This is a genomic window from Streptomyces fildesensis, from assembly GCF_016107395.1.
Taxonomy (GTDB): domain Bacteria; phylum Actinomycetota; class Actinomycetes; order Streptomycetales; family Streptomycetaceae; genus Actinacidiphila; species Actinacidiphila fildesensis.
On the sequence record NZ_JAAIKO010000114.1, the window covers coordinates 1 to 1,742 of the forward strand.

General features: G+C 69.6%; 2 protein-coding genes. Both read left to right on the forward strand.

Annotation, left to right across the window (positions count from 1 at the left end):
* A partial coding sequence (locus tag C6N31_RS42110) for a vitamin B12 dependent-methionine synthase activation domain-containing protein (RefSeq protein ID WP_306665083.1) occupies window positions 1-1,085 on the forward strand: 1,085 nt, incomplete at its 5' end.
* On the forward strand, window positions 1,082-1,742 hold a 661-nt coding region (locus C6N31_RS42115), incomplete at its 3' end, for a methylenetetrahydrofolate reductase (protein ID WP_198359604.1). The genes C6N31_RS42110 and C6N31_RS42115, both read left to right, overlap by 4 nt.

Below are 1,742 nucleotides of genomic sequence, written 5' to 3' on the forward strand. Positions count from 1 at the left end.
TGGCCGCCGACTACCCCGTCATTCTGGGTGGCGCAGCATTGACCCGCGCCTATGTGGAGCAGGACCTGCACGAGATCTACGAGGGCGAGGTCCGCTACGCCCGCGACGCGTTCGAGGGCCTGCGGCTGATGGACGCGCTGATCGCCGTCAAGCGCGGTGTGCCGGGAGCGACGTTGCCGGAGCTTAAGCAGCGGCGGGTACCGGTACGTCCGGCCATCGTCATCGAGGAGCCGGACGAGGAGCGCGGCTCGGTCCGGTCGAACGTGGTCACCGACAACCCGGTCCCCACCCCGCCGTTCTGGGGCAGCCGCATCATCAAGGGCACGCCGCTGAAGGAGTACGCGGCCTGGGTGGACGAGGCCGCGCTCTTCAAGGGCCAGTGGGGCCTGAAGTCGGCTCGCGGCAGCGGTCCTTCGTACGAGGAGCTGGTGGAAACCGAGGGCCGGCCGCGGCTGCGGATGTGGCTGGACCGCCTGCACACCGAGAACATGCTCGAAGCGGCCATCGTCTACGGCTACTTCCCCTGCGTGTCCAAGGGCGACGATCTGATCATCCTGGGCGAGGACGGCGGCGAACGGACCCGCTTCACCTTCCCCCGGCAGCGCCGCGGGCGCCGGTTGTGCCTGGCGGACTTCTTCCGCCCGGAGGACTCCGGCGAGACCGACGTCATCGAGATGCAGGTCGTCACCGTCGGGAACCGGGTCTCGGTCGCGGCCAACGAGATCTTCGCGGCGAACGCGTATCGCGACTACATGGAACTGCACGGGCTGTCGGTGCAGCTGACCGAGGCACTGGCGGAGTACTGGCACGGACGGGTCAGGTCCGAGCTGGGCATCGCCTCAGCGGACCCGGACAACCTGGACGCGATGTTCCGTACCGAGTACCAGGGCTGCCGCTACTCCCTCGGCTACCCGGCCTGCCCCAACCTGGAGGACCGCGCCAAGATCATGGACCTGCTCCAGCCGGAACGCATCGGGGTCAACCTCTCCGAGGAGTTCCAGCTGCACCCCGAGCAGTCCACCGACGCGATCGTCATCCACCACCCGGAAGCCAGCTACTTCAACGCTCATGGAGGCCCCTCATGAGCACGCTGCGCGAGATTCTGGCCTCGGGAACCCGGTCCTTCTCCTTCGAGTTCTTCCCGCCGAAGACGGACGCGGGCGAGCGCTCGCTGTGGGAGAGCATCCGGCGGATCGAGGCCGTCGCCCCCACCTTCGTCTCGGTCACCTACGGCGCCGGCGGCTCGTCCCGCTCCCGCACCATCGCGGTCACCCAGCGGATCGCCGCCCAGACGAGTCTGCGCCCGGTGGCCCATCTCACGGCGGTCGGGCACTCGGTCGGTGAACTGCGGCGCATCATCGGGCAGTACGCCGACGCGGGCGTCCGGGACGTCCTGGTGCTGCGCGGCGACCCGCCGGGCGATCCGCGCGGTGCGTGGGTGCCGCACCCGGACGGGCTGAACCACGCCCGGGAACTGGTCACGCTGGTCAAGGGGTCGGGGAACTTCAGCATCGGCGTCGCGGCCTTCCCCGAGCGCCACCCGCGTTCACCCGACTGGGAGACCGAGGTCCGGCACTTCGTCGCCAAGGCGCGGGCCGGGGCCGACTACGCCATCACCCAGATGTTCTTCCGGGCCGAGGACTACTTCAGGCTCCGGGACCGGGTGGCCGCCGCGGGATGCGATCTGCCGATCATCCCGGAGATCATGCCCGCCACCGACGTCCGGCAGATCCGGCGCTTCG